Source organism: Rhodococcus sp. UNC23MFCrub1.1, assembly GCF_000686025.1.
GTDB lineage: Bacteria > Actinomycetota > Actinomycetes > Mycobacteriales > Mycobacteriaceae > Rhodococcoides.
The window spans coordinates 277,280-303,832 of the sequence record NZ_JMLQ01000002.1 but is presented as its reverse complement, the minus strand read 5'-3'; the positions used below and the strand labels follow the sequence as shown (position 1 = coordinate 303,832).

21 protein-coding genes are annotated in these 26,553 nt (G+C 68.7%); 15 read left to right on the top strand and 6 right to left on the bottom strand.

The window, feature by feature from the left end:
* The first annotated feature begins 339 nt into the window (after positions 1-339).
* Complete coding sequence (locus tag BR07_RS0106285; RefSeq protein WP_081821135.1) at positions 340-1,626, top strand: MFS transporter; 1,287 nt, start codon at positions 340-342, stop codon at positions 1,624-1,626.
* Positions 1,627-1,668: 42 nt separating this feature from the next.
* On the opposite strand, the gene BR07_RS23560 is transcribed toward BR07_RS0106285, so the two are convergent.
* Entirely contained in the window at positions 1,669-3,363 is a 1,695-nt protein-coding gene (locus BR07_RS23560; RefSeq protein WP_051613107.1) for a DEAD/DEAH box helicase, read from the bottom strand.
* Between the two features lie 146 nt (positions 3,364-3,509).
* Here BR07_RS23560 and BR07_RS0106275 point away from each other — a divergent pair, with 146 nt between their 5' ends.
* Both BR07_RS0106275 and BR07_RS0106270 read left to right on the top strand, forming a co-directional pair.
* A complete protein-coding gene (locus BR07_RS0106275) occupies positions 3,510-5,300 on the top strand; it encodes an AMP-dependent synthetase/ligase (RefSeq protein WP_027504699.1) in 1,791 nt (596 codons plus the stop codon).
* A 122-nt stretch (positions 5,301-5,422) separates the two neighbouring features.
* Positions 5,423-6,997, top strand: coding sequence for a molybdopterin-dependent oxidoreductase (locus BR07_RS0106270; RefSeq protein WP_027504698.1), 1,575 nt, complete (start codon positions 5,423-5,425; stop codon positions 6,995-6,997).
* Between the two features lie 2 nt (positions 6,998-6,999).
* Here BR07_RS0106270 and BR07_RS0106265 read toward each other — a convergent pair whose 3' ends face one another.
* Entirely contained in the window at positions 7,000-7,611 is a 612-nt protein-coding gene (locus BR07_RS0106265) for an alpha/beta hydrolase (RefSeq protein ID WP_027504697.1), read from the bottom strand.
* Positions 7,612-7,700: 89 nt separating this feature from the next.
* Between BR07_RS0106265 and BR07_RS0106260 the strand changes: the two genes are divergently transcribed.
* On the top strand, positions 7,701-8,654 hold the full coding sequence (locus BR07_RS0106260; RefSeq protein ID WP_027504696.1) for an alpha/beta hydrolase: 954 nt from the start codon (positions 7,701-7,703) through the stop codon (positions 8,652-8,654).
* A gap of 30 nt (positions 8,655-8,684) precedes the next feature.
* Positions 8,685-12,098: a TM0106 family RecB-like putative nuclease gene (locus BR07_RS0106255; RefSeq protein ID WP_027504695.1), complete on the top strand. Its 3,414-nt coding sequence runs from the start codon at positions 8,685-8,687 to the stop codon at positions 12,096-12,098.
* 6 nt (positions 12,099-12,104) lie between these two features.
* On the opposite strand, the gene BR07_RS0106250 is transcribed toward BR07_RS0106255, so the two are convergent.
* Together BR07_RS0106250 and BR07_RS0106245 are read right to left on the bottom strand one after the other, a co-directional pair.
* Positions 12,105-13,241, bottom strand: coding sequence for an alanine racemase (locus BR07_RS0106250; protein WP_027504694.1), 1,137 nt, complete (start codon positions 13,239-13,241; stop codon positions 12,105-12,107).
* Positions 13,238-13,873 carry a TetR/AcrR family transcriptional regulator gene (locus BR07_RS0106245; protein WP_027504693.1) on the bottom strand — a complete coding sequence of 212 codons (636 nt, stop codon included), beginning with the start codon at positions 13,871-13,873 and terminating at the stop codon, positions 13,238-13,240. Before BR07_RS0106245 ends, BR07_RS0106250 begins: the two co-directional genes overlap by 4 nt.
* 53 nt (positions 13,874-13,926) lie before the next feature.
* Between BR07_RS0106245 and BR07_RS0106240 the strand changes: the two genes are divergently transcribed.
* From BR07_RS0106240 to BR07_RS0106195, 10 genes are all read left to right on the top strand, one after another.
* Complete coding sequence (locus BR07_RS0106240) at positions 13,927-15,225, top strand: D-arabinono-1,4-lactone oxidase (protein ID WP_027504692.1); 1,299 nt, start codon at positions 13,927-13,929, stop codon at positions 15,223-15,225.
* A 13-nt stretch (positions 15,226-15,238) separates the two neighbouring features.
* The gene (locus tag BR07_RS0106235) at positions 15,239-16,735 is read left to right on the top strand and encodes a molybdopterin-dependent oxidoreductase (RefSeq protein WP_197027739.1); all 1,497 of its coding nucleotides are present in this window, start codon (positions 15,239-15,241) and stop codon (positions 16,733-16,735) included.
* Between the two features lie 264 nt (positions 16,736-16,999).
* Positions 17,000-18,034 (top strand): tripartite tricarboxylate transporter substrate binding protein, encoded by a 1,035-nt coding sequence (locus tag BR07_RS0106230; RefSeq protein WP_231476220.1) that lies wholly within the window; start codon positions 17,000-17,002, stop codon positions 18,032-18,034.
* Positions 18,031-18,540: a tripartite tricarboxylate transporter TctB family protein gene (locus tag BR07_RS0106225; RefSeq protein WP_027504689.1), complete on the top strand. Its 510-nt coding sequence runs from the start codon at positions 18,031-18,033 to the stop codon at positions 18,538-18,540. Before BR07_RS0106230 ends, BR07_RS0106225 begins: the two co-directional genes overlap by 4 nt.
* Positions 18,537-20,042, top strand: coding sequence for a tripartite tricarboxylate transporter permease (locus tag BR07_RS0106220; RefSeq protein WP_027504688.1), 1,506 nt, complete (start codon positions 18,537-18,539; stop codon positions 20,040-20,042). Before BR07_RS0106225 ends, BR07_RS0106220 begins: the two co-directional genes overlap by 4 nt.
* Positions 20,035-20,934, top strand: a complete 900-nt coding sequence (locus BR07_RS0106215; RefSeq protein WP_027504687.1) for a sugar kinase — start codon at positions 20,035-20,037, stop codon at positions 20,932-20,934. Before BR07_RS0106220 ends, BR07_RS0106215 begins: the two co-directional genes overlap by 8 nt.
* Before the next feature lie 34 nt (positions 20,935-20,968).
* A complete protein-coding gene (locus BR07_RS0106210) occupies positions 20,969-21,712 on the top strand; it encodes an IclR family transcriptional regulator (protein WP_027504686.1) in 744 nt (247 codons plus the stop codon).
* Complete coding sequence (locus BR07_RS0106205) at positions 21,700-22,311, top strand: bifunctional 4-hydroxy-2-oxoglutarate aldolase/2-dehydro-3-deoxy-phosphogluconate aldolase (RefSeq protein WP_027504685.1); 612 nt, start codon at positions 21,700-21,702, stop codon at positions 22,309-22,311. The genes BR07_RS0106210 and BR07_RS0106205 overlap by 13 nt, the downstream gene beginning before the upstream one ends.
* Before the next feature lie 12 nt (positions 22,312-22,323).
* Positions 22,324-23,376: an L-glyceraldehyde 3-phosphate reductase gene (gene mgrA / locus BR07_RS0106200; protein ID WP_027504684.1), complete on the top strand. Its 1,053-nt coding sequence runs from the start codon at positions 22,324-22,326 to the stop codon at positions 23,374-23,376.
* A complete protein-coding gene (locus BR07_RS0106195) occupies positions 23,373-23,840 on the top strand; it encodes a heme-binding protein (RefSeq protein ID WP_027504683.1) in 468 nt (155 codons plus the stop codon). Before mgrA ends, BR07_RS0106195 begins: the two co-directional genes overlap by 4 nt.
* A 140-nt stretch (positions 23,841-23,980) precedes the next feature.
* Here BR07_RS0106195 and BR07_RS0106185 read toward each other — a convergent pair whose 3' ends face one another.
* Together BR07_RS0106185 and BR07_RS0106180 are read right to left on the bottom strand one after the other, a co-directional pair.
* The gene (locus BR07_RS0106185) at positions 23,981-25,912 is read right to left on the bottom strand and encodes an MDR family MFS transporter (protein ID WP_027504682.1); all 1,932 of its coding nucleotides are present in this window, start codon (positions 25,910-25,912) and stop codon (positions 23,981-23,983) included.
* Between the two features lie 110 nt (positions 25,913-26,022).
* Entirely contained in the window at positions 26,023-26,502 is a 480-nt protein-coding gene (locus tag BR07_RS0106180) for a MarR family winged helix-turn-helix transcriptional regulator (protein ID WP_027504681.1), read from the bottom strand.
* Positions 26,503-26,553: the final 51 nt, after the last annotated feature.

Below are 26,553 nucleotides of genomic sequence, written 5' to 3'. Positions count from 1 at the left end.
AGGCAGCAGTCATGCCTGCGCGGACGGCGCCGAGGCTGCCGACAGTGCCCGAGATCGGATGCCGCCGCTCCCGCGCCGCGACACTGACGACGACGGTCCGTGCTAGGACCAGGTGAGAGGTGGTTTCCGGCGCCGAACGGCCACTGTCGCGGCAACCCGGGCGCCGTAACGACTCGATAACGAAGAGACCGATCGCCCCTCTCGATGCTGAGGTTCGGCCACTACTTCGGTAGGTCTGGGTGAGTGAGTACTTCCGAATCAGGTTCTGTCGACAACCCGACACCGGCGCTGAAGGACGCTCCGCCCGGGGTTCTCCGGCGCGCGATCGGCGCCTCGGCGATGGGTAACGCGACCGAGTGGTTCGACTACGGCGTGTACGCCTACACGGCCACGTACATCTCCCGCGCGTTCTTCCCGGACGACCTCGAGTCCGCCACCCTGCTGACGCTGGGCATCTTCGCGGTGTCCTTCCTCGTGCGGCCGCTCGGCGGCCTCGTCTGGGGACCACTGGGGGACCGTCTCGGCCGCAAGCACGTCCTCGCACTGACCATCATCCTGATGGGCACCGCGACCTTCCTCATCGGTGTCATCCCGAGTTACGCCTCGATCGGCTTCTGGGCACCGGTTCTGCTGGTGATCCTGCGCATGATCCAGGGCTTCTCCACCGGCGGTGAGTACGGCGGCGCAGCCACCTTCATGGCCGAGTACTCCCCCGACCGCAAGCGCGGCTTCTACGGCAGCTTCCTCGAGTTCGGCACACTCGGCGGCTTCTCCCTCGGCGCCCTCGTGGTGCTGGCCGTCGACCTGCTCTCCACCGACGCGTTCATGGACACGTGGGGCTGGCGCCTGCCGTTCTTCGTCGCCGGGCCGCTGGCGCTCATCGGGCTCTACATGCGGTCCAAGCTCGAGGACACCCCGGTGTTCCGTGAACTCGAGAACGAGGACGCGGTGGAGCACAAGACGTCCACCCAGTTCCGCGAACTGATCGCCACCTACTGGCGACCGATCCTCACGCTGATGGGCCTCGTCGTCGCGCTCAACGTCTGCAACTACACCCTGCTGAGCTACATGCCGACCTATCTGGAGAGCCGGATCGGCCTGTCGAGCACGTCGTCGCTGTTCCTCGTCGTCATCGGGCAGTTCGCCATGATGCTCGTCATTCCGTTCGCCGGAGCACTGTCGGACAAGGTGGGGCGCAAGCCACTGTGGCTCGTCTCGATGGTCGGACTGCTGATCTTCGCGATCCCGATGTACATGCTGATGACGGTCAACTTCGGCTGGGCCATCGTCGCGTTCACCGTGCTGGGCCTGCTCTACGTCCTGCAGCTCTCGACCATCTCGGCGACGTTCCCGGCCATGTTCCCGACGCACGTCCGGTTCGCCGGCTTCGCCATCGCCTACAACGTGTCGACCTCGTTGTTCGGTGGCACGGCGCCGGCGGCCAACGAGTGGCTCGTCGAACGGACCGGCAACGATCTCGTCCCGGCGTTCTACATGATGGGCGCCTGCGTCGTCGGACTGATCGCACTGCTCTTCGTCGCCGAGACGGCGGGCGCGTCGATCCGCGGCCGCGGAGTCCCCGGCGTCGACACCGACGCGCATCCCTCCGCGTTGCAGAAGAGCTGACGCACCGCACCCCCGCGAGAATCTCGCGGGGGTGCGCTGGTGTCAGTGCTTGCCGCGGGGCGGTCCGCCGTCGCGCTGCAGCTGGATGAGCACGCCGCTGATCCTGGTGCGGCGCAACGCTTCCAACGTCTCGTCCGCTAGATCTGCCGGGAGCTCGACCAGGCTGTGATCCGGCCGGATGCTGATGTGCCCGAAGTCGCTGCGCCGCAGACCGCCCTCGTTGGCGATGGCACCGACGATGGCACCGGGCGCCACCTTGTGCCGCTTGCCGACGCTGATCCGGTACACCGCCAGATCCTGATCGCCCTTGCGAGACTTGCGCAACGGCGGTGCGTCCCGATCGTCGAACTTGCGCTCGGGGCGCTCGCGCTTCTCCCGCGGCGGGGGCGGCGGCTCGGGCGACATGAGAAACGCGTCGCCGTCCCGCGACTGCGTCGCCAGCGCCGCGGCGATGTCCGCGAGCGGCACGTCGTGCTCGCGCTCGTAGTCCTCGATGAGTCGACGGAACAGACCGAGCGACGTCGAGGACAGCGACTGGGTGATGGAGTCGGCGAACTTGGCCACGCGCTGCGCGTTGACGTCGTCGACGCTCGGCAGCTGCATCTCGGTGATCGGCTGCCGCGTCGCCTTCTCGATGGCCTTGAGCAGATGACGCTCCCGCGGCGCGACGAACAGCAGCGCCTCGCCCGCGCGCCCGGCGCGACCGGTCCGCCCGATGCGGTGCACGTACGACTCGGTGTCGTGCGGGATGTCGTAGTTGACGACGTGCGAGATCCGCTCGACGTCGAGACCGCGGGCCGCGACGTCGGTGGCGACGAGCACGTCGAGCGCACCGTTCTTGAGCTGACCGATGGTCCGCTCGCGCTGCGCCTGAACGATGTCACCGTTGATGGCGGCGGCCGAGTAGCCCCGCGCCCGCAACTTCTCGGCGAGCTCCTCCGTGGCCTGCTTGGTGCGGACGAAGATGATCATCGCCTCGAAGTCCTCGACCTCGAAGATCCGCGTCAACGCGTCGAGCTTGCGCTGATGCGCCACCTGCACGTACCGCTGCGTGATGTTGGGGGCGGTGGACGTCTTCGTCTTCACCGTGATCTCGACCGGATCGTGTAGGTACTGCTGCGAGATCTTGCGGATCGCCGACGGCATGGTGGCCGAGAACAGCGCCACCTGCTTGTACTCAGGGGTGTCCGCGAGGATGCGCTCGACGTCCTCCTGGAATCCCATCTTCAGCATCTCGTCGGCCTCGTCGAGCACGAGGTACTCGAGGTGCGACAGGTCCAGCGTGCCCTTCTCGAGGTGGTCGATGACGCGCCCGGGCGTGCCGACGACGATGTGGGCGCCGCGCCGCAGACCGGAGAGCTGGATGCCGTACGCCTGCCCGCCGTAGATGGGCAGGATGTGCAGGCCCTCGATGTGGGTGGCGTACTTGCCGAACGCCTCGGCCACCTGGATGGCCAGCTCGCGGGTGGGCGCGAGGACCAGCGCCTGCGGCACCCGGTTGGCGACGTCGAGGCGCGAGAGGATCGGCACGGCGAACGCGGCGGTCTTGCCGGTGCCGGTCTGCGCGAGGCCGACGACGTCGTTCCCGGCCATCAACGGCGGGATGGTGGCTGCCTGAATGGGCGAGGGCGTCTCGTACCCGACGTCTGCGAGGGCCTTCAGCACACGCTCGTCGATACCGAGATCGACGAACGAGGGGGTGTCGGTGGACACCGTTTCCGACTCGGAAGTGCTCATGTGCACCAGAGTCTAGTCCAGCGACCACCTGCAGAACGACAACTGTTCGAACAGGACAAAGCGGATACGGCACTACGATCACCGCAGCATCGCTTCATGTGATCCAATACACAACAAACCTGCTGCTACTGGAAGGTACAGACACCGTGCACGAATACTCGGTACCCGCGTCCTACACGATCCCGGACGACGTCTCGATGGCCGACACCGTGTTCCGCTACGCGAGCGAGACCCCGGAATGGGTGGCGTTCCAACGGCGAGTCGGCGGCTCGTGGAAGGACGTCACGGCGCGCACGTTCGCCGACGAGGTCGCGGGCGTGGCCAAGGGCCTCATGGCCTCCGGCATCGAGTTCGGTGACCGCGTCGCCATCATGGCCGGCACCCGCTACGAGTGGGTCGTGCTCGACTACGCGATCTGGACCGCCGGTGGCTGCACCGTGTCCATCTACGAGACGTCCGCAGCCGATCAGGCGCAGTGGATCCTCGAGGACTCCGCGACCAAGCTCTTCGTGGTCGAGACCTCCGAACACCTCACCCGCATGAAGGACGTCACCGACAGCGCCGCGGATCTCCGCGAGACGCTGAGCTTCGACGGCGGTGCGATCGACGAGCTCACCACCCGCGGCGCCTCCGTGTCCGACGACGATCTGCACGCCCGTCGTCAGCAGGTGTCCGCGTCGTCGGCCGCCACGCTCATCTACACCTCGGGGACCACCGGCCGCCCGAAGGGTGTCCAGCTCACGCACTCGAACTTCTACGCCGAGACGACAGCCACCCAGGTGGCGCTGCACGACCAGATGACCGAGGGCAAGCGCACCCTGCTGTTCCTCCCGATGGCGCACGTGTTCGCTCGCGCGGTGTCGTTCGGCGCCTTCGAGGCCAAGGTCACGGTGGCGCACACGTCCGACACCACGACGCTGGTCGAGCAGTTCGCCGAGTTCCAGCCCGACTTCATCCTCTCGGTCCCCCGCGTGTTCGAGAAGGTCTACAACTCGGCCAAGCAGAAGGCGCACGACGGCGGCAAGGGCAAGATCTTCGATCAGGCCGCGGACGTCGCGATCGAGTGGAGCATCGCGCAGGACAAGGGCGGCGCCGGCCTGGTGCTCAAGGCGAAGCACACCCTGTTCGACAAGCTGGTCTACTCGAAGCTCCGCGCCGCTCTCGGTGGACGGTGCACCAGTGCGCTGTCCGGCGGCGGCCCCCTCGGCGCTCGACTGGGCCACTTCTTCCGCGGCATCGGCGTTCCGGTGCGTGAAGGCTACGGACTCACCGAGACCAGCGCCGCCGTCACGGTCAACACCACCGACAAGCAGCGCATCGGTTCCGTCGGCCGCCCGCTCGCGGGGCACGCCGTGAAGATCGCGGAGGACGGCGAGATCCTGGTGAAGGGTCCCGTCGTGTTCTCCGGGTACTGGCACAACGAGAAGGCCACCGAGGAATCGATCCGCGACGGCTGGTTCCACACCGGTGACCTCGGCTCACTCGACGACGAGGGCTTCCTCTCGATCACCGGTCGCAAGAAGGAGATCATCGTGACGGCAGGTGGCAAGAACGTCGCGCCCGCCGGCCTCGAGGACTCCATCCGGTCGCACCCGCTGGTCAGCCAGTGCCTCGTCGTGGGCGACGCCAAGCCGTTCATCGGGGCGCTCATCACGCTGGATCCCGAGGCTCTGCCCGGCTGGCTCGAGCGTCACGGTCTCGACAAGAGCACGTCCGCGAGTGATCTGACGACCAACGCCGACCTGATCGCCGAGATCGACAAGGCCGTCGACACGGCCAACTCGAAGGTCTCCAAGGCCGAGCAGATCAAGAAATACACGATCCTGCCCGGTGACTTCACGATCGAGTCGGGAGAACTGACGCCGACCATGAAGCTCAAGCGCAACGTCATCCTGGAGTCGCACGCCACCGAGGTGGCCGACATCTACGGCGGCTGACACTCGTCCGATCCACCCGAGGCGCGCCCGTGAGAACTCCTCACGGGCGCGCCTCGCTCGTTGTGGCTCGTCAACACGCCCACCGGAGCAAGCCGACACTGCCATCGTGACGAATAGCAGTCATGACCACGACGACCACCGAACGCCAGACCTCGGGTGACTCCGCGCGTACGCGCGTCCACCCCTTCGCACGCATGCTCAGCGGAGTGGTCGCCGCCGGCGTCGTGCTCGGCGTGGGCGAGATCCTCTCGCTCCTCTTCAGCTCGGCGTCGTCACCGTTCTTCGCCGTCGGCTCCACCACCGTGGACCGCACGCCCGCGTTCGCCCGCGAGTTCGCGATCGACACCTTCGGCACCAACGACAAGGCCGCCCTGTTCGTCGGCATGTCCATCGGCATCGCGATCATCGCCGCCATCGCCGGCCTGCTCGAGCGCCCGTCCCGTCCCATCGGATCGGTGATCCTGCTGGTGCTCGGCGCCGTCGGTGTCTACGCGGTGCTGCAGCGGCCGACGTCCTCACTCAGTGACGTCATCCCCACCGTGGTGGGTGTCGTCCTGGGCATCGCGGTCCTGCAAGCCCTCACGCGAGCGCTGGAGGTACCGGCGGGCACGGTCGACGGGTTCATGCCGCGTCGCAAGTTCCTCGTCCTGTTCGGCGCTGCCGCCGCGGTGGCCGTCGCAGCCGGCACGGTCGGCCGGTACCTCGGCGATCGTGTCGCCGGCGTCGCCGAGGACATCAAGAACTTCCGCCTCCCCACGGTCGCGGCCGGCGAGAAAGCCGCCGCCATTCCGGCCGGTACCGACATCGGTGTCGAGGGCGCGACCACCTTCGTCACGCCGAACAACACCTTCTACCGCATCGACACCGCTCTGCAGGTCCCGCAGCTGACCACCGCCGAGTGGCAGCTCAAGATCCACGGCAAGGTCGACCGCGAGATGACGCTGAGCTGGGACGACCTCATGGCTCGCACTCCGATCGAGCGCGTCGTGACGCTGACGTGCGTGTCCAACGAGGTCGGCGGACCGCTCGCCGGCAACGCGACCTGGATCGGGTTCCCCATCAAGGACATCCTCGACGAGGTGGGTGTGCAGGCCGACGCGGACATGCTGCTGTCCACGAGCATCGACGGCATGACCATCGGTTCGCCGGTCGAGGCCCTCACCGACGGCCGCGACGCGATGCTCGCGGTGTCGATGAACGGCGAGCCGCTGCCCGTCGAGCACGGCTACCCGGTGCGTCAGGTCGTGCCCGGTCTGTACGGATTCGTCTCCGCCACCAAGTGGGTCGTCGACTGGGAACTCACGCGCTTCGACGAGGCGACGGCCTACTGGACCGACCGCGGCTGGGGCGACAAGGCACCGATCAAGACGGCGTCACGCATCGACGTGCCGGCCGCCTTCGCCCCCGTCGCACCCGGTCCCGTCCGTGTCGCAGGTACCGCCTGGGCGCAGCAGCGTGGCATCGAGCGCGTCGAGGTCCGTGTCGACAACGGACCGTGGCAGGAGGCGACGCTCGCCGAGCAGTACACGATCGACACCTGGCGCCAGTGGTTCTGGGACTGGGACGCCACTGCGGGCAACCACAACATCCAGGTCCGCGCGACGGATCAGGACGGGAACACGCAGGTCGAGGAGCGCACCCCGCCGATCCCCGGTGGTTCGACCGGGTGGCACACCCGCACCATCATCGTCAGCTGACGTCAGGCGTTCGCGAGGACGTAGTCCGCGGCCGCGTCGGTCACGGTCCGGTGGATCTTCTCGTGCAGCAGGTCGTGTCCGGCGTCGGCGTACTCGCGCAGGGTGATCGTCGGGATGCCGCGCACGAGGTCTCGGACGCCGTCGATCGGCACCATGCGGTCGTCCACACCGTGCAGTGCCAGGGTGGGCGACCGGGTCGCTGCCGTCAGATCCTCGCGGGAGATCGCGCGCGGCGGCATCGCCACCAGCACGACGGCGGGCGCGCTCCCGCCGGTCGCGAGCATCCGCACCGCGGTCGCGGACCCCAGCGAGTGGCCCATCACCGCAGGTCGGTGGCCGGCCTCGACCACGACGTCGAGGAGATGTCGTGCGTTCTCCGCCAGCGCGTCGAGGTAGACGGCGTCGTCGGCCGCCTCTCCTTCGGACAAGCCGTGGCCGATGTGGTCGAGGCCCCAGGTGGCGATGCCATGTGCTGCCAGGGCAGCGCCGAACCGGTGGTACTGGCCGGTGTGCTGTCCCCGCCCGTGCAGGAACACGAGGGTCGCGGCAGGGTCCTCGGTGGGTCCCCACTGGCGGTAGTGGGCGCGACCTCGGGGTCCTTCGAAGAACGGCATGTGGCCATTGTGGCTGATGTGACTCAATAGTCACCGGTTCGACACAGAACCGAACCCCACGGTTCCCTCCGCCGTGCGAGCATCGGACCATGAGGTTGGTTTTCGTCATCGTCGTCGCCGTCGTCGCGGCTCTTCTCGGGGCGCCCGCCGCCACCGCTGCGGAGCCTGCCCGAGTGGTCGGGGTGCGGCAGCTCTCGCCGACACACTCGGTCGTCGACGTCTACTCCCCCGCCATGAACCGCGTCGTGCCGAACGACGTGCTCCGCCCGGCTCGCGGCGGGTCGCTCCCCACGCTCTACCTTCTCAACGGCGCCCTGGGCAACGAGGACGGAGTCGGCTGGATCAACAACTCCGGCGCCCCGGCATTCTTCGCCGACAAGAACGTCACCGTCGTGCTCCCCATCGGTGGGCGTCTGAGTTTCTACACGGATTGGCTCGCCGACGATCCGATCCTCGGATCCAACAAATGGCAGACCTATCTGACGCAGGAACTGCCCGGCGTCATGGACCAGCACTTCGGCAGTACGCGCCGCAACGCGGTGGCAGGGGTGTCGATGAGCGGCGGTCCGGCACTCGATCTCGCCGTGCAGGCGCCCGGCCTCTACCGTGCCGCGGCATCCATCAGCGGGTGCCCCGCCTCGTCGAACCCGCTCGCCCAGGCCGCGATCTCGATCATGATCGGCGGCGCCCTGAACAACCCCTTCAACATGTGGGGCCCTCCCGGTGCTCCCGCATGGGCGCAGCACGACCCGTCCCTCCACGCCGACCGCCTCCGCGGAACGGCTGTCTACGCAGGATCCGCGAGCGGTGTTCCCGGCCCCGTCGACCGCATCCCGCCCGGCAGCATTCCCCCGTTCGGCGGAGCAGCCGTCGAAGCCATGGTGAACACGTGCACCGGCATCTTCGCCGACGCGGTGCGGAGGGCGGGCGTGCCTGCGACCATCTCTATGCGCGGCGAGGGCTCGCACAGCTGGGCACTGTTCGAGGACCAGCTGAAGGAAGCCTGGGGCACGACGATCGCACCTGCCCTCGGGACCCGCTGACCTGTCGGCCGGTCTCGTTAGGGTGGCGGCATGTTCGTCACCGGAGACACCCTCGTCCACAGCGCAGGCGACCTCGCGCTGGCGTCCCGGTGCGAGTACGCACTCCTGCGCACGCTCGACGCGAACCTCGGCCGCATCGAGACCGAGCAGGTCGACGACGCGATGTTCGCCCGGCTCGCGCGCCTCGGCAGTCAGCACGAGGCCCGCGAGCTGCTGAGACTGAAGCGCGAGCATCCGGACGGCGTCGTGACCATCGAACGGCCGGCCGAGAGCATCCCGTCCGCGCTGGCCGCCGCCGCACAGGCCACCCTCGCCGCGGCGCAGCAGCGCGTCCCCGTCATCTACCAGGGCACGTTCTTCGACGGCGAGTTCCTCGGCTTCAGCGACTTCCTGATCCACGACCCGTCGACCGACACCTATGCGGTGCACGACACCAAGCTGTCGCGCACCGAGCGCGTCCCGTCGGTCCTGCAGATCGCGGCGTACGCCGACGCGCTCGAGGCTGTCGAAGTTCCCACGTCCGCCACGGGCCACCTCGTCCTCGGTGACGGCACCGACCATCTCGTGCACCTGCCGGACGTCCTCCCCGTCTACCGCCGCGCACGGCGCGAGATGGTGGCCCTGCTGTCCGGCCACCTGACGCAATTGCTCCCGGCATCCTGGGCCGACCTCGACATTCGCGCCTGCTTCCGGTGCGAGCACTGCACCCCCGAGGTCGAGGCACAGCGTGACCTGTTGCTGGTCGCTGGGATGCGCGTCTCCCAGCGGTCCACGTTGCACGCCGCGGGGATCACGACCGTCGACGAGTTGGCCGCACACACCGGTTCCGTCGCGGACCTCTCGGAGCGGTCCCTCGGCACCCTGCGCGCGCAGGCCCTGGCCCAGGTTCAGCAGGAGCAGTCGGGGTCACCGGTGGTCGACGTGCACACCCCGAGTGCTCTCGGTGCACTGCCCGCTCCGGACGAGGGCGACATCTTCTTCGACTTCGAGGGCGACCCGCTGTACGCCGAACGCGGCTCCTCCGACTGGGGGCTCGAGTACCTCTTCGGCGTCATGGAGTCCGACGGCGCGTTCCGGCCGTTCTGGGCCCACGACCGGCACGAGGAGAGGGCCGCCTTCGTCGCCTTCGTCGAGTACGTGCGTGCACGCCGCGAGGCGTTCCCCGGCATGCACGTGTATCACTATGCGGCATATGAGAAGTCGGCTCTGCTACGTCTGGCCTCGCGGTACGGGGTGTACGAGAACGAGGTCGACGACCTTCTCCGGCAGCAGATCCTCGTCGACCTGTATCCCGTCGTGCGGTCCGCCCTGCGCATCGGCGCACCGAGCTACAGCATCAAGAAGCTCGAACCGCTGTACATGACCGATCACCGCGGCGACGTGGCAGACGCCGTCGCTTCCATCACCGAGTACGCGCGGTGGTGCGATCTGCGCGACCGTGGCGACCTCGACGAGGCGGCCGGCGTCCTCGCCGAGATCGCCGACTACAACGAGTACGACTGCCGCTCCACACTGGAACTGCGCGACTGGTTGCTCGGTCACGCCGAACGCGCGGGTGTGGTGCCCCGCGGTCCGCTCGACGCGGCCGAACCGGTCGACGAGGACCGGGACGCGGTGCGAGACGCCCTGTGGGAGTTCGCCGGTGAATCGGTATCACGCACGACCGACCAGCAGGCGATCGCCCTGCTCGCGGCCGCTGTCGGCTACCACCAGCGCGAGGAGAAGCCCTACTGGTGGGCGCACTTCGACCGACTGGCCTCGCCCATGGACGAGTGGGCGGACACCCGCGACGTGTTCATGGTCGAGGAAGTGGAGTCCATGACCGAGTGGGCGACACCGCCCGGCAAGCGGGTCCAGCGGCGCACGAGCGTGGTGCGCGGTGAGTTCGGGCCCGGCAGTGGGCGCGTGGGGTCGAAGGTGACCGTGCTCTACGCGCCGCCTGCTCCGGACTGGATCGCGCCCGACAGACGCGCGAACCCGCAGTATCGCTGGACGATGCCCGGAACGATCGTCGAGGTGTCCGAGGACGGCGCCCACCTCACGCTCGAGGAGTCACTGTCCAAGGGCGCCGAACCCCACGATGTCGCACCGGTCGCCACGACGCCGGATGCCTTCGTCAACACGACCACGCTGCGGGAGGCCATCGCCGCCACCGCGGCGGAGGCAGCGGATCGCCTTCCCGAGGTCCGCGCCTCGGCCGTGGTCGACCTCCTGCGTCGTGATCCTCCCCGGACCCGGTCCGGCGCACCGCTCGCCGAGGTCGTCGACGAGCAGATCGCTGCGGCCATCACGGCGTCGCTCCTCGATCTCGACGATTCCTACATCGCGGTCCAAGGGCCGCCGGGAACGGGGAAGACCTACACCGGATCGCGAGTGATCGCCGCACTCGCACGCGATCACGGCTGGCGCATCGGGGTGGTCGGCCAGTCGCACTCGGTGATCGAGAACCTTCTCGACGGTGTCGTCGCCGCCGGGCTCGATCCCGAGAGCGTCGCCAAGAAGGGGTCGTCCGACAGCACGCACTCGTGGCTCGGCGTGGACTCGTACTCCGGGTACCTGGCCACACACACCGGCGGATGCGTCGTGGGTGCGACGGCCTGGCCGTTCACCAACCGCAAGGAGTTCGCAGAGCAGGAGCTGGACCTGCTGGTCGTCGACGAGGCGGGCCAGTTCTCGCTCGCCAACACCATTGCGGTGGCGCGGGTGGCACGCAACCTCCTGCTGCTCGGCGATCCGCAGCAGCTGCCGCAGGTGAGCCAGGGCAGCCACCCCGAACCGGTGGACACCTCTGCTCTGGGCTGGCTCGCGGACGGCTCCGACACGCTCCCGGCCGACCTCGGGTACTTCCTGGCCACCACTCGCCGCATGCACCCCGAGCTGTGTTCCGTGGTGTCCGACCTGTCCTACGACGGACGGCTCCGCTCGCACGACACAGTGCTGGGACGGCACCTGGACGGCGTCGGCCCGGGAGTGCACACAGTTCTCGTCAACCACGAGGGCAACGCGACGTCCTCGCGAGAGGAAGCGGTCGAGATCGTCCGACTCGCACGGTCACTGGTGGGATCGGCCTGGACGTGTGACGGGGAGACACGGCCGCTCGGCGCCTCGGACCTGCTCGTGGTGGCGGCCTACAACGCCCAGGTCGCCACCGTGCGCGCGGCGCTCGACGATGCCGGACTGCACGAGGCCTCGTGCGGCACCGTCGACAAGTTCCAGGGTCGGGAGGCCGCCGTCGTGATCGTGTCCATGGCCGCGTCGGCCCCCGAGGACGTGCCGCGCGGCATGCAGTTCCTGTTGTCGCGCAACCGCATCAACGTCGCCTTGTCGCGGGGGCAGTGGGCCGCGTACGTCGTCCGCTCACCCGCGCTGACGCACTATCTGCCCTCGACACCGGCGGAGCTGTCGTTGGTCGGCGCCTTCATGCGGGTGAGCCCCGACGAGTGATGCCGGTCAGCCGAAGGCCCGGCCCTCACCGCGGTAGGTGGGCAGTGTCGTGCGGGAACCGTCCGCGGACACGAGGTGCGCCTCGGTGAAGCGCTCGCACACCTCACCGGCCTTGGCGTGCCGGAACCACAGCCGATCCCCCACCGCCGCACCGGATCCCGCCACCGGCGTCTGGACCTCCCCAGCCCCCTCGGTGCGGATCAACGCCCCGCGTCCGATCAGTGACGGCACACGAGAGGCCCCCGTCGGTCCCGAGGCGATGTACCCACCCGAGAACGCTGTCGCGATGGTCCGCGTCGGCGTGCGGACGACGGGGAGTGCGAAGAACAGCGCCGGTCGTGCAGTGAACGCGTCGTAGCGATCGAACAGCGTCGGCGCGAACAAGCCGGAGCCCGCCGTCACCTCGGTCACCGCCGGATCCGCAGCCGACACCTCGATCGACCCGGTGCCGCCACTGTTCACGATCTCGAGTACGCCCACCTCGTCCTGCACGGCATCGATCACGGCGCGTCGCCGGAAGGCCAACTCGGACGCCGACTTCCGCTTCATCCACCGCACCGCTCGTCCGGAATCGGGCAGCCCCGCGATCTGCGCCTCGTAGAACATCACGCCGACGACGGACGCGCCGCGCCGGACCGCCTCCCGCGCCAGCGCGGCCACCTCGGCCGGACGACGTAGCGGCGACCGACGAACGCCGATGTGAGCGGGTCCGATGCGGAGCGACGCGTCGACGTCGAGACACACCCGCACCGGAGCTGCCCACGGACCGGCGGCGTCGATCACGTCGAGGTGTGCTCGCGAGTCGATCATGAGAGTGATGCGGCGGCACGCGTCGGCGTCAGCGGCCAGGGTGGCGAGCGCCTGTCGATCCACGGTCGGATAGCCGACGAGGATGTCCGGTACCTCGTTCAGCCACAACGCCTCTCGCAGCGAGTAGGCCATGACGCCCGCGAACCCCCGAACGGCCAGCGCACGCTCGAGGACACCGCGGATACGGACGGATTTCGACGCGAGACGGATGGGCGTACCGCCGGCCCGTCGCACCAGATCCGCGAGGTTGGCCTCGAGCGACTCCTCGTCGATCGCGAGCAGCGGCGGGTCGAGCTCTGCCGTCGCGGCACCGAGCCGATCGAGCACGGTCACGACGGCACCGCCTTCGCCGCGATGCGCGCGGCCAGGTCGTCGAGTTCCGCGATGACGGCGAGAGTGTCCTGGTCGACGAGCCACCGGAGAACCACCCCGTCGATGGTCGCCAGTGCGGAACGCGTCAACGACGCCATCGGTTCGGTCCACCGCATCCGTGATGCCTCGGCCGCCGCCTCGAGGAAGCTCTCCGTCTCGGTGTCCATGACGCGGTACTGCAACGTGCCGATGCCGGGTCCGGCTCCCGCGGAGCGCACCGAGTAGGCGGTGATCTCGTAGGTGAGCAGCTGCCGGTCGGCCGTGCTCTCGATGACCGACCAGAGTGCGGCCACGCCGCGGTGCAGTATCTCGCGCAGCGCACGGGGGCCGGCGCAGTCCCGCCGACCGTCGGCGGCGGCAGCGTGCAGGGCCGTGCCGACGGCGGCGCCGAGCTCCTGGACCAACGCCTCGCCCATGGCCGTGACGAGCGCTTCCTTGTTCTCGAAGCAGTAGTGGACGACGCCGAGCGAGACCTCCGCGTGTTCGGCGACGGCGCGCACGGTGACGGCGGCGATCCCCGCCTCCGCTGCCACGGTGAGCCCGGCCTCGATCAGCTGCGAACGCCGGAGATCGGCGGGGAGGCGCACGGTCATGGTCGAAGTCTAGGGGGTTGACCTGGACGGTTGTCCAGTACTTGTATCCATCCATGACCGAATGGACGAACTGGGCGGGAAACCAGCGCGCACGGCCCGCGTCGATCGTGAGACCGCACAGCGCCGACGAGATCCGGGACGTCGTCGTGCGCGCGCAGGGCCGGGTCCACGCGGTCGGAGCAGGCCATTCGTTCACCGGCGCCGCGCTGACGGACGGCGTCCTGGTGGCGCTCGACCATCTGACGGGCATCGAGGGTGTGGCCGCGGGACCGGACGGCACCACCGACGTCACCGTGCGCGCCGGAACGCGGCTGCACACCCTGAACGATCTCCTGCACGCCCGCGGGCTGGCGCTGACCAACATGGGCGACATCGACGTGCAGACACTCGCGGGTGCGATCTCGACCGGCACGCACGGCACCGGGGCGCGGTTCGCCGGGCTGTCCGCCCACGTGGTCGGGGCGCGACTGGTGCTCGCCGACGGCACGGAGGTCACGGTGTCGGACGGGCCGCTGTTCGAGTGCGCGCGACTCGGCCTCGGGGCGTTCGGGATCCTGACCGCCGTGACGATGCGGTGCGTTCCGGCCTTCGCGCTGCACGCCGAGGAGACCCCGGGTCGCCTCGGCGAGGCACTCGAGCGTTTCCCCGACGACATGCGCGACGTCGACCATCCGGAGTTCTACTGGTTCCCGCACACGGATCGGGTGCTGACCAAGCGCAACACGCGGCTGCCCGCCGACACGCCACTGTCTCCCGTGGGCCGCGTGTCGTCCTGGATCGACGACGAACTGTTGTCCAACAGCGCCTTCGAGGTGATCAATCGCGTGACGACGCGAATCCCGTCCATCATCCCGAGGGTGAACACGGTGTCGGCGGCGGCCTGGTCGGGTCGCACGTTCACCGATCGCAGCTCGTCCGTGTTCGCGTCCTCCCGTCGGGTCCGCTTCCGCGAGATGGAGTACGCGGTGCCGCCCGAGTCCGTGCCGAGCGTGATCCGCGCGATCGAGGCCTGGATCGCGCGGACCGGTTACCGCGTGACCTTCCCGGTCGAGGTCCGCTGCGCCGCCGCCGACGACGTCTGGTTGTCCACCGCGCACGGCCGTGACACCGCCTACGTCGCGGTCCACCAGTACCACCGGCGGCCGGTGGGTGGGTACTTCGACGCGGTGGAGGCGATCGCTCGTGATGTCGGTGGACGACCGCACTGGGGCAAGCTGCACTCCCTCACCGCGGGCACACTTCGTTCGCTGTACCCGCGCTTCGACGACGTCGTGGCCGAACGCGAGCGAGTGGATCCCCACGGCACCTTCGGAAACGACTATTCGGACACGGTGCTCGCGCGACTAGAGTGACACAGTGAACGTGATGCGCAGGGCCCTGTCCGGAATCCTCTCGGCCGCCCTCGTGCTCGGTGTCGGTGAACTCCTCGCCGCCGTGGTCGGCCCGGACTCGTCACCGATCGTCGCTGTGGGGTCGGCCGCGGTGGACAACACCCCCGCAGGCGTCCGCGAGTGGGCCATCGACACGTTCGGCACCTCCGACAAGCTCGCCCTCTTCATCGGTATGGGTGTCGTCATCGCCCTCCTCGCCGCCGGAGCAGGCATCCTCGAACGTGCTCGGCGACCCATCGGATCGGCACTGTTCGTGGTTCTCGGCGTACTCGGGGTCCTGGCGGCGATCTCGCGCTCCGGCAGTGGATCGATCGCAGCGCTCCCCACCGTCGTCGGCGTCGCGGTCGGCGTCCTCGTCCTACGGTCGCTCGTCGAGCGCGCGGACCCGGACGCGTCGGAGGGGTTCTCCCGTCGACGCTTCGTGATGCTCGCCGGGATCAGCGCTGCCGCGGCCGTCGCGACCGGCGCCGCGGGACGGGTGCTCGGCGCCTCCACGCGGGCGGTCACGCAGGACCGCAACGCCTTCACCGTCCCGGTGCCCGACAGCCCGGCGCCGCCCGTGCCCGCCGCCGCGGATCTCCGGCTGCCCGGCCTGTCCCCGTACGTCACGTCGAACGCCGAGTTCTACCGGATCGACACCGCTCTCGTGGTGCCGCGGGTGAACTCGCAGGACTGGAGTCTGCGCATCCACGGCATGGTGGACAACGAGATGACGCTGACGCTGGCCGATCTCGAACAGCGTGTGTCCATCGAACGGATGGTGACGCTCACCTGCGTGTCCAACCCCATCGGCGGCGACCTCGTCGGCAACGCCACGTGGACCGGCTACGCCCTGAAAGACATTCTGGCGGAAGCACGTCCGCAGGCATCGGCCGACATGGTGCTGTCCTCGTCGCACGACGACTTCACGGCCGGCACCCCGCTGGACGTCCTCATGGACGGGCGCGACGCCATGCTCGCCGTCGCCATGAACGGGGAGCCGCTGCCGATCGAGCACGGCTATCCGGCGCGCCTCGTCGTCCCCGGCCTGTACGGCTACGTCTCGGCGACCAAGTGGGTCACCGACCTCGAGGTGACCAAGTTCAGCCAGGCTCGCGCGTACTGGACCGACCGCGGATGGTCCGAGCGCGGACCGATCAAGACAGCCTGCCGTATCGACACCCCCGTCGGCAGCAAGGACGTCCAGGCGGGCACGGTGATGATCGCCGGCGTCGCGTGGGCCCAGCATCGAGGCATCTCCCGTGTCGAGGTCCGCGTCGACGACGGCCCCTGGACCGAGACCACCCTCTCCGACGAGTACTCGCGCGACACCTGGCGCCAATGGTCGTACGCCTGGACCGCCACTTCCGGCCAGCACCGCATCGAGGCTCGGGCCACCGACGGCACCGGTGAGGTGCAGACGGACGTGCGCGTCGACACCGTTCCCGACGGTGCGAGCGGGTACGCGAGCATGCCCGTGACGGTGCAGTAGGTCGCATCTGCGCGGGCTTCCGCGGTACGCGCGCCCCTCCGCCGACTGCAGGGGGTGTGCACGTCGCGGAACCGGTGCGCAGTGCCCCATTGCCACTGCGCGCACAGGTTTCGGCGCCACACACCCCTTCCGGCTCGACGGAAGGGGTGCACTCGTCGTGCCCGCCGCGCGGGTACCGCCGCGTCGACGACGCCTCGATCACAAACGGACAATTGGTATGCACTGGCTCACATATGGGTTATGGTGAGTGCACTCTCAGCAACCGTGTTGCAGACAGTGCAACACAATCCCATCCTGGAGGCATGCGTGCGCATCTCACCCTCTCGTTCCTCGCACCGGGCGCTCGGCGTCGTGGCAGCAGCGACCCTGATCGCCGGCGTCGCGGCGGGCTGCGCGGATCGATCGTCCGGCGGCGCCGAGTCCGGCGAGGACTTCCCCACCGGCAACATCACCCTGCTGACGCCGACCGCAGCGGGCGGCGCGACCGACCTCACCGCGCGCACACTGGGCCGGCAGATGGAGGAATCCCTCGGTGTCAGTGTGATCGTCGAGAACCGACCGGGCGGAGCAGGATCCATCGGCATGCAGTACCTCGCCGATCAGGATCCCGACGGATACACCATCGGTGTTCTCCCGGTCGAGGTGAGCCTGCTCGGTCATCAGGGCTACTCGATCGATCCGGCGTCCTACGACTTCCTCGGACAGGTCAACTCCCAGCCCGGCACCATCGCAGTGCCGGCGAACAGCCCGTATCAGACTCTCGACGACCTCCTCGCCGCCGCACAGGCCGATCCGGGCGGCATCACCGTGTCGAACGCCGGACCCGGAAGCATCTGGGAAGCAGGCGCCGTCGAACTCGGCAGGGTCGCCGGTGTCGAGTTCACGGGAGTCCCCTTCGACGGCGGCGCACCCGCGGTCACCGCGGCCGTGGGCTCCCAGGTCGATGCCGTCGTCGCCGGGATCGGAGAGACGGCACCCGCTCATGCCGACGGGCGACTCCGCGTTCTCGCCGTCTTCACCGAGGAGCCCGCCCCCGCGCTGCCGGGAGTCCCCACCGCCACCGAGCTCGGTCAGGACGTGGTGATCGGCAGTTGGGCCGTCATCGCGGCGCCGACCGGCCTGCCCGACGGCGTGGCCACCCGCATCGAGGACGCCATCGAAAGCGCCTCCGCGACAGACGAGTACATCGATCTGATCGAGTCCGGCGGCAACCTGCCGCTGTACCGCTCCGCGGACGAGACCACCACCTTCGTCGGATCCGAGTCGGATCGATTCGCGGATCTGGCGGCACAGGAATGACGACGCACGACCTGACGGATTCGTCCGTGACGATCCCGGGCGACTCCTCCGAGGAGGACGTGCGGCACACGAGCCGCACCTACGAAGCGGTCATCGGCGTCGTCGTGGCCCTCGTCGGCGGCGCCCTGTTCGTCGCCGCACGGAACATCGATCTCGCCCGCGAGGGGCAGGCCTTCGGTCCGCGCTGGTGGCCCACCGCGCTCGCGATCTCGATGGTGATCGCAGGACTCGTCCTCGTCGTGCAGGCCTTCACGGGACGCATCGTCTCCGACGAGGCCGCGATGACCCGATCGGGCGGTGTCGCCCTCACCGCGACGCTGCTGGTCATCGTCGTCTACGGCACCGCCTGGCAGTACCTCGACTTCCGGGTCGTCACCGTGGTGCTGCTCGCCGCGCTCGTCGCGATCTTCGGCGGCCGAGGAATCAAGGCGCTCCTCGTGTTCCCGGTGGTCACCACGGCGGTTCTCTGGGTGATCTTCGGCATGCTCCTGCAGGTGCCGCTGTGAGCGCCGTCAGCGAGGGACTGAGCGCCCTCCTCGACCCCAGCATCGGGCTGTGCCTTCTCATCGGCATCCTGCTCGGCACACTCGTCGGTGCCGTGCCGGGCATCACCGCGGCGATGGCAGTCGCACTCGCGGCCGGCTTCACGCTCACTCTCGAACCGCTGCAGGGCCTCTCGGTCCTCCTGTCGATCTACGTCGCCGCCCAGTTCGGCGATCGGGTGCCGTCCATCCTCATCAACACGCCCGGCACCCCGGCGTCGATCGCCACCACCTTCGACGGGTTCCCGATGGCCAAGCAGGGGCGGGCCGGGATCGCACTGACGAGCTCGGCGCTCGTGTCCGCCATCGGATCCGTGGTGGGCATCTGCATCCTCGTCTTCGCCGCACAACCCATCGCGAGTGTGGCACTCCGGTTCGGGCCGGCCGAGATGTTCGCCCTCGTGGTGTTCGGCATGACGATGATGATCGGCGTCTCGGGTGGGCGCGTCGTGAAGGGTCTGTTCGCCGGCATCCTCGGCCTCGGACTCGGGGCCATCGGCCGCGATCCCATCACCGGCGACGGCCGCTTCACCTTCGGACTGAACGAACTGAGCTCCGGCATACCTTTCATCGCGGCGATCGTCGGCTTGTTCGGCATCGCCGAGGTGTTCAATCAGATGATCTGCCGCCGCCCCGGTCTACTCCCCGCACCGATCACACAGCTCGGAAAGTGGTGGCCGACCAAGGCGGAGCGCCGTGAGCTTCTCAAGCCGGCACTCATCGGATCCGGCGTCGGGTCGGTGGTCGGTGTGGTCCCCGCGGCGGGCGGCGACATCGCCGGAATCGTCTCGTGGGACCAGGCTCGGCGGGCGTCCAAGCATCCCGAGAAGTTCGGGAAGGGCTCACTCGAGGGCCTGGCGGCCGCGGACACCGCCAGCACGGCCACCATGGGCGGATCGGTCACCACCACACTGGCACTGGGTGTTCCAGGCGACGCGGTGATGGCGGTCATGATCGGGTCGATGGTCATCTGGGGCCTGCAGCCGGGCCCGGCCCTGTTCGTCGACTCCCCCGACCTGGTCTACAGCCTCGCGGCGATCATGCTGCTCGCGACGTTCGGTGCACTCGCTCTCGCACTCGTCCGGATGCGCGGCGTGGTGAAGCTGCTCGACCTCCCGCAGCAGTACCTGTGGGCCGTCATCATCACCTTCTGCATGGTCGGGACCTACGCGGTGCAGAACAGCGCATTCGACGTCGGACTCATGCTCGTCTTCGGGCTACTCGGACTGGTGTTGCGACGCAACGGTTTTCCGGCAGGTCCGCTCGTCCTGGGCTTGATCCTGGGTCCGCTGGCCGAGAGCAACATCCGTCGGGCGTTCCTCATCGACGGCGCCGCGAGCATCTACACCAGCGGTATCGCCGTCGGTCTGCTCATGCTGAGCGCGCTGGCCGTCGTCGGCCCGTACCTGCGTGCCGGCCTGAAGAAGAGTCGCACCCGCGCCCCGAAGGAGAGCGTCGATGCCTGAGTTCCTCTGCATCGGAGAGACGATGACGCTCGTCGCACCGGTCGACGCCACCCCACTCCACACGGCGGATCTGTTCACCCTGCACATGGGCGGGGCCGAATCGACCGTCGCTCTCTACCTGGCCGAACTGGGACACGAGGTGTCGTGGGCCAGCGCGGTGGGTGCCGACCCGCTCGGCCGTCGCATCGTCGACGCCATCGCGTCCCACGGCGTCGACACCTCCCACGTCACCGTCCGCGAGGACGCGCCCACCGGCGTGTACTTCAAGGACCCGGACGACGGTGTCACCACCGTCCACTACTACCGGCGGGGCTCTGCTGCGTCGCGCATGTCCCCGGCGACTCTGGACGGACTGCCGTTGCATCGGACCGACGTCGTCCACACGTCCGGTATCACCGCGGGGCTGTCGCCGACGTGTGCGGCAATGACGGATCGACTGTTCGACCTCTGCGCCGGCACGTCGACGATCCTGTCGTTCGACGTGAACTACCGGCCCGGCGTCTGGTCGCGTGAGCGGGCCGCGCCGATCCTGCTCGATCTGGCCCGACGCGCCGACATCGTCTTCGTCGGCCGCGACGAGGCTGCCGACCTGTGGGGCACCGAGGACGCCCGGTCGATCGCCTCCCTCGTCGGAACGTCGGGAACGGTGGTGATCAAGGACAGCGACGTCGGTGCCACGGAGTTCACCCTGTCGGGCGACGTCTTCGTACCGGCGCACACCGTCGAGGTGGTCGAGGTGGTCGGGGCCGGTGACGCGTTCGCGGCGGGATACCTGTCCGGACTGCGTGCAGGCAAGGACGCACACGGCAGGCTGTCCATGGGGCACGATCTCGCCTCGAGAGCGTTGTCGAGCACCACCGACTTCGTCCCCGCAGCAGCGCTCGATGCCTGACGGCACGAGCCCCACAGTCGAAGGAGCGTGAACGATGTCGCAGAGCGTGGAACGAGCGGTCGAGATCCTGGAGTTCGTCGCCGTCCAGCCGCGGACCCAGAGCGAGGTCGCGGCGCATCTCGACATCCACCGGTCGACGGCACTGCGGGTGCTGCAGACCCTCACCGACCACGGCCTGACCCGCAAGCGGGCCGACGGGAAGTACGGCGTCGGGTACCGCATCGCCGGGCTGGCTCACGCTGCGCGTGACCAGTTCGACCTCGCGAACACCGCTCGCCCGTATCTGGTCGGACTGGGTGAACAATGCTCGCACACAGTGCATCTCGCTCAGTTGGACGGCGGCCGCATCATCTACGTCGACAAGATCGAACAACCCGGCATGATCAAGCTGTTCTCCCAGATCGGCGCTCCCGTGTGCCTTCACACGGCCGGCGTCAGCAAGGCGGTACTGGCATTCCAGGACCCCGAGGTGGTCGATGCCGTGCTCGACGGCGCGGACTTCTCGCGACACACGGCCACCACCATCACCTCGCGGCAGCAGTTCGACGAGGAACTGCGAGTCGTCGCCGAGCGCGGCTGGTCGGTGGACGACGCCGAGTACGAGGACTACGTCAACTGTGTGGCGATGCCCGTGCGAGACGCGAGTGATCGCGTCGTCGCGGCGGTGTCCATCACCTCGCTGAAGGGGCGCGCGGACCTCGCCGCCCTGCAGAAACTGCTGCCCGACCTCCGGGCAGTCACCGACAACGTGTCGAAGGAGCTCGGATGGAGACCGTGAACGACTGGTTCGACGACGCGTTCTCGTCGCGACCCGTGATGGCCATTCTGCGGGGGTTCTCCCCCGCGCGGTCGGTCGCGCTCGCCCAGCGCGGCTGGGACGCCGGCATCACCTGCATCGAGGTGCCGGTGCAGTCCGCCGCCGCGGTGGACGCCCTGGCCGCGGTGGTGAGTGCGGGAGCCGAGCGCGGCATGACCGTCGGGGCGGGGACGGTGGTCACTCCCGACCTCGTGCGGACGGCACAGCAGGCGGGTGCCGCCTTCACGGTGGCTCCCGGCTTCGACCCCGCCGTCGCGCGGGCGAGCATCGACGCCGGTATGCCGCACCTTCCCGGTGTCGCCACCGGGACCGACGTCCAGGCAGCGGCCGCGTTCGGGCTCGGATGGGTCAAAGCGTTTCCCGCATCCGTCCTGGGCGCCGGCTGGTTCGCCGCGATGAAGGGCCCCTTCCCCGCGATGCGCTTCGTCGCGACGGGCGGCATGAACGCCCGCAACGCCCCCGACTATCTCGCCGCCGGCGCCGACGTCGTCGCCGTCGGGTCCGCCCTCGAGGACGACACCCAGATCGCCCTTCTGAAAGACCTCTCCCTCACCCGATAGGAGCCCTCCTTCATGCCCTCCCTGCTCCGTGACGCCTACACCCCGGCGTCGACCCGCTACGACTCGATGGCCTACCGGCCCGTCGGGACCTCGGGCCTCCTGCTGCCTGCCGTGTCACTCGGTATGTGGCACAACTTCGGCGACGACACGCCACTGCAAAAACAGCGCGAGATCATCCGCAGCGCATTCGATCTGGGCATCACCCACTTCGACCTCGCGAACGGCTACGGCCCGCCGATGGGCTCCGCGGAGAAGAACGTCGGCCGCATCCTGGCCGAGGACTTCGCGACACTCCGCGATGAGATCGTCGTCTCCACGAAAGCGGGATACGACTTCTTCCCCGGACCGTACGGCCGCGGCGGTGGTGCGAAGTACCTGCTGGGCAGCCTCGACCACTCGCTGACCAGTCTGCGGCTCGACTACGTCGACATCTTCTACAGCCACCGGTTCGATCCGAACACCCCGCTCGAGGAGACGGCCCGTGCACTCGACACCGCGGTGCGCTCGGGCAAGGCACGGTACGCGGGCATCTCGTCCTACTCCGCGGAGCGGACCGTCGAGATGGCAGCTCTTCTCCGGGATCTCGGCACGCCGCTGGCCATCCATCAGCCGTCGTACTCGTTGCTCAATCGCTGGGTGGAGCAGGGAGTTCCGTCACTTCTGGACGTGCTGGACGCGGAGGGCATCGGCTGCATCGCGTTCTCTGCCCTGGCGCAGGGTCTGCTGACGACCAAGTATCTCGACGGCATCCCCGAGGGATCCCGCGCGACTCAGGGCAAGACCCTGCGTGACGGCATGCTGTCGGAGGAGAACCTCGGCAACGTCGCGGCACTGAACGGCATCGCCGAGCGGCGCGGACAGTCGCTGGCGCACATGGCGCTGGCCTGGGTGCTGCGTCGCCGACAGGTCTCCTCGGTGCTCGTCGGTGCGTCCCGGCCGTCGCAGATCGCGGACAGCGTCGCAGCCCTCGACAGCCCGCCCTTCAGCGATCAGGATCTCGCCGACATCGACGAGTACGCCGTCGACGGCGGTCTGAACATCTGGCTCGCCTCGTCTACCGCATGAGCACCCCGGAACTCGCCGCGGTGATCGCCGACGAGACCGCGGTCAGCTTCGCCTCGTTCGACCTGGACGACGCCTGGGCTCTCGGTTGCCGGATGCGCGAGGCCGCGGCGACGCGTCGGCTCCCCCTCGTCATCGGCGTCGTGCACGGCCACCAGCGGGCGTTCCACACAGCTCTGCCGGGGTCGTATCCGGAGAGCGACGACTGGTTGACCCGCAAGACCAACACCGCCACGAGGTACGGGCGGAGCTCGCTGGGCGTGCTCGAGTTCTTCACCGCCACCGGCCGCGACTTCGATTCGCAGTCGCGCCTGCCCGCCGAGAGGCACGCCGCCGCGGGTGGAGTGCTGCCGCTGCGGGTGGACGGCGTCGGAGTCGTCGGGTACGCGGGCGTCTCGGGTCTACCGCACCGCGACGATCACGCGTTCGTCGTGGAGCAGCTGCGGGAGTACGCACTGAGCCGATGAGCGCTCGCGCACACAGGTTCCCGCGCCGCACACCCTCGTCCGCCGGATAGAAGGGGTGTGCACATCACGGAACCCGTGCACCCCACGCACGAGAGAGCGGACGCACCCGAATCGGGTGCGTCCGCTCTGTCGTCGTCGAACTAGTTGTGCGAGGCGTCGAATCGCGAGTGCACGTCCGGCACGTGGACGTCACCGAGAACGCGAGCGATCTGGTCCTCGCTGAGACCCAACCGGCGCAGTCGTTCGCACACGGCGTCGAAGCTCAGCATCTTGGAGTCGAGTTCCTGCTGGAGCTCGGCGACCTCGGCGCGCAGCACCTCGGCCTCCTCGAGTGCGTCGAGGGTCTCCGCGGGCTTGGGCAGCAGCAGCGACAGCAGCCGGTCGCGGGCATCGGTGCTCAGTCCGTCGAACGGTGCGGAGCCCTCCGCGGCCTCGTGCTTGCCGACGGGAGCGGTCACCGGTGCGATCTCGGTGGTGTCCGCGGTGTCGGTGCGAGCCTCGTCCTTCTGCATGTCCACGGCGGTCTCGCCCTGCACGTCCGAGTCCTCGACGGGCACGGCCTGCTCACCCTGAGGCTTCAGGTCGATCGTGGTGCGCAGCGGGCGGTTCGGGATGAACAGCACCGCGAGCACGGTGACCAGTGCAACGAACCCGGCGATCAGGAAGATGCGTCCGGTGGCGTCACCGTAGGCGGTACGGATGACCGCGGCGATCGGGTCGGGCAGCGATCCGATGTCCAGGGTGCCGCCGCCGTTGGAGCCGGCTGGGACACCGAGGGCGGCGAGTCCGGAGGCCGAGTTGTCGGCGACGCGGGTGGCGAGGACCGATCCCAGAACCGAGACGCCGATGGCGCCACCGAACGTCCGGAAGAACGCGACGGTGGACGATGCCGCACCGATGTTCTGCACGCTCACGGTGTTCTGCACGGCCAGCACCAGGTTCTGCATCAGCATGCCGGTACCGAGGCCGACGATGGCGATGAAGACGCCCACGAGCCACAGGTTGGTGGCGTGATCGAGAGTTCCGAGCAGTCCGAAGCCGATGACCAGCAGGAAGGAACCGGTGACGATGAAGGGCTTCCACTTGCCGAAGCGGGAGATCAGCTGACCCGAGCCGACCGACGAGACGAGCATGCCGGCGACGAGCGGGATGGAGAGCAGACCTGCCGCGGTGGGCGAGTAGCCACGAGCGGTCTGGAAGTACTGACCCAGGAAGGTGGTGGCGCCGAACAGGCCGACACCCACGGCGACGGAGGCGATGATGGCGAGTCCGGTGGTGCGCTCGGTGACGATCTTGAGCGGGATGATCGGGCTCTTGACCTTCGCCTCGACGAGGACGGTGAGGATCAGCAGAGCGACACCGCCGCCGACGTACATCGCGGTCTCACGGGAGATCCAGTCGTAGTACCCGGCCTTGCCGGCGAACGAGACCCAGATGAGCAGCACGGACACACCGGCGGTGAGGAGAAGCGCGCCGAGCCAGTCGATGGAGACGTCGTCCTTGCGCTCGGTGGTGATGTGCAGCGTGCGCTGCAGCAGCAGCAGAGCGATGACGGCGAGCGGGATGCAGACGAAGAAGCACCAGCGCCACCCGAGGGGGCTGTCGACGATGACGCCGCCGAGGATCGGGCCGCCGGACATCGAGACGGCCATGACGGCGCCCATGTAGCCGGAGTAGCGACCGCGCTCACGAGGAGACACGATGCTGCCGATGATGGCGACGACGAGTGCGGTCAGACCACCCATGCCGATGCCCTGCACCACGCGAGCGGCGAGCAGGATCGGCACGTTGTGCGCGAGGCCGGCCATGACGGAGCCGATGACGAAGATGACGAGTGAGCTCTGGACCAGCAGCTTCTTGTTGAAGAGGTCGGCGAGCTTGCCCCAGATCGGCGTCGAGGCCGCGTTGGCGAGCAGTGCCGTCGTGATGACCCATGCGTACGCGGTCTGCGAGCCCTTCAGGTCGCCGATGATGGTGGGCAGGGCGGTCGAGACGATGGTCGTGCTGAGCAGGGCGGTGAAGAGCCCGGCGAGCAGACCGATCAGGGCCTCGAGGATCTGCCGGTGCGTCATCGGGGTCGAGTCCGCGGCGGCCTCGGCGGGAGCCGAGAGCTGATCGGTGTCACTCACCCGGGAGGGCGGAGTGTCGTGTGTGACGGTCATGTCTGTGGTTCTTCCTATTCTCAGTTATGCGAGAGGATGCGCTGGCCGGAGTGCCGGGCCTGCGCCTCGTCGGTGAAGGTGGACGTGAGTCGACGGATGGAGTCGAGGGCGGCATTCGCCTGGTCCTCGTCCCAGTCCCCCAACATGCGGGACAACCGTGCGACTCGGTGCTCCTTGATGCGGTCCAAGCAGGCGAGTCCGGCGTCGGACACCCGAACCCGGGTGGCACGTCCGTCGTCGGGATCGGGAGTACGCACGACGTGGCCGGCGTCCACCAGCTCGGCGAGCTGACGGCTGAGCACGGACTGGCTGGTGCACATGGCGTTCGCCAGTTCGGACTGTCGGCACTCGCCGTGGGTGGCGAGCGTTCCCAGTACGCCGACCAGGGCGGCCGGCAACTCGGTGCGGTCGTCCCCCGTCGACACGGCCACGCGCAGTGCGCGGCCGAAGCGGAAGACTTCTTCCATCAGCAGCTCTGCTGTCTCGGTGTGGACGGCCACGGCGATCTCTCCTCGAACTCGTTTACTTGCTGTCTGCAACTATATAGATAG

Bases quoted from the DNA above. Each gene is read 5' to 3' on its own strand.
- BR07_RS0106285 (WP_081821135.1), top strand. From the start codon at position 340: ATGGGTAACGCGACCGAGTGGTTCGACTACGGCGTGTACGCCTACACG.
- BR07_RS23560 (WP_051613107.1), bottom strand. From the start codon at position 3,363: ATGAGCACTTCCGAGTCGGAAACGGTGTCCACCGACACCCCCTCGTTC.
- BR07_RS0106270 (WP_027504698.1), top strand. From the start codon at position 5,423: ATGACCACGACGACCACCGAACGCCAGACCTCGGGTGACTCCGCGCGT.
- BR07_RS0106265 (WP_027504697.1), bottom strand. From the start codon at position 7,611: ATGCCGTTCTTCGAAGGACCCCGAGGTCGCGCCCACTACCGCCAGTGG.
- BR07_RS0106260 (WP_027504696.1), top strand. From the start codon at position 7,701: ATGAGGTTGGTTTTCGTCATCGTCGTCGCCGTCGTCGCGGCTCTTCTC.
- BR07_RS0106255 (WP_027504695.1), top strand. From the start codon at position 8,685: ATGTTCGTCACCGGAGACACCCTCGTCCACAGCGCAGGCGACCTCGCG.
- BR07_RS0106245 (WP_027504693.1), bottom strand. From the start codon at position 13,873: ATGACCGTGCGCCTCCCCGCCGATCTCCGGCGTTCGCAGCTGATCGAG.
- BR07_RS0106240 (WP_027504692.1), top strand. From the start codon at position 13,927: ATGACCGAATGGACGAACTGGGCGGGAAACCAGCGCGCACGGCCCGCG.
- BR07_RS0106235 (WP_197027739.1), top strand. From the start codon at position 15,239: ATGCGCAGGGCCCTGTCCGGAATCCTCTCGGCCGCCCTCGTGCTCGGT.
- BR07_RS0106225 (WP_027504689.1), top strand. From the start codon at position 18,031: ATGACGACGCACGACCTGACGGATTCGTCCGTGACGATCCCGGGCGAC.
- BR07_RS0106215 (WP_027504687.1), top strand. From the start codon at position 20,035: ATGCCTGAGTTCCTCTGCATCGGAGAGACGATGACGCTCGTCGCACCG.
- BR07_RS0106210 (WP_027504686.1), top strand. From the start codon at position 20,969: ATGTCGCAGAGCGTGGAACGAGCGGTCGAGATCCTGGAGTTCGTCGCC.
- BR07_RS0106205 (WP_027504685.1), top strand. From the start codon at position 21,700: ATGGAGACCGTGAACGACTGGTTCGACGACGCGTTCTCGTCGCGACCC.
- mgrA (WP_027504684.1), top strand. From the start codon at position 22,324: ATGCCCTCCCTGCTCCGTGACGCCTACACCCCGGCGTCGACCCGCTAC.
- BR07_RS0106195 (WP_027504683.1), top strand. From the start codon at position 23,373: ATGAGCACCCCGGAACTCGCCGCGGTGATCGCCGACGAGACCGCGGTC.
- BR07_RS0106185 (WP_027504682.1), bottom strand. From the start codon at position 25,912: ATGACGCACCGGCAGATCCTCGAGGCCCTGATCGGTCTGCTCGCCGGG.